The sequence below is a fragment of the Microbispora sp. NPDC049633 genome, from assembly GCF_040675265.1.
Taxonomy (GTDB): Bacteria; Actinomycetota; Actinomycetes; order Streptosporangiales; family Streptosporangiaceae; genus Microbispora; species Microbispora maris.
The window spans coordinates 1-1,034 of the sequence record NZ_JBFAOO010000442.1; the positions used below are offsets into that span (position 1 = coordinate 1).

Genomic DNA, 1,034 nt, shown 5'->3' on the forward strand with positions numbered 1-1,034 from the left:
GCGCCGACGAGCGCGGCGCAGTCGGACGACAGGGCGCCCCCGCGGGCGGCGTCCGGGGCGCAGTGCGGCAGCCAGCGCACCCAGCCCCACTGCCCGGCGCCGTCGGGGTTGGCGGACAGCACCACGACGGCCAGGTCGCGCGGGCTGTGCAGGGCGGCGGCCTGGCCGACGAGCCAGCGGGCGCAGCCGAGCGCCACGTCCCTCGGGCCGGTGAGCCCGGCCACGCCGAGACGCCGCATGACCAGCGCGACCGGGACGTCGTGGCAGGAGGGCGGCTCCCGGCGCGGGACGTCCTGGGGCGTGCCGCTCTCGGGCTCGAACTCCAGGTCCGCGGGCAGGTCGGCCAGTCCCACGCGCAGCCGCAGCGCGTCGTGGTCGTGCACCCTGCGCTCCCAGAGCCGGCGGCGCGGGCCGGTCGCGGTGAGCAGCACCTCGGCAGGGTCGGGCGCGCCGCCGCGCCTGGCCTCCTCGTCCTGCCGCACCGCGCGGGCCACCTCCTCCTCGAAGGCGGCCAGCCGCTCGCGGTACGCCTTGAGCGCCCGGCGGTGCTTCTTCCTGCCGTGTCTGCGGTCGCTAACCCACTGGCCGATCATGATGAGTGGCGTCATGAACGCGATCAGCAGGTAGTACCAGGTGCCGGTGACGGCGGCCATGACCACACCGAGGACGGCGGGCAGCAGCGCGGCCAGCAGCTGCAGCCGCATGCCCTCGCCCCGCTTGGGCTCGGCGGGGACCGTGAACCGCCGCTGCCGCTCCGGCCGCTGCAGGCGCGGCGGGCGGTTGTAGGCGAGCCCGCCGTCCGGCAGCGCGTCGAGGTGGGCGTCGGGCGGCAGGACCGGTCCCAGCGCGAGGACCGAGCCGCCGCAGGCGAGCATGCCCGAGGCCGGCCACGGCACGGCCTTCGTGAGGGGCTCGCCCTCCAGCCGGGCCACCGGATCGCCGCCGGAGGTCGCGGGTGCCGCGGGCTCCACGGTGGCCGTGCCGGGCGCCAGCCGCACCACCAGCGCGACCGGCGGCATCCCCGGTGTCAGCGT

1 pseudogene is annotated in these 1,034 nt (G+C 77.9%); it reads right to left on the reverse strand.

The features are described 5' to 3' along the window. A pseudogene (locus AB0J39_RS39745) lies at nt 1-1,034 on the reverse strand (cell division protein FtsK); the annotation flags it as partial.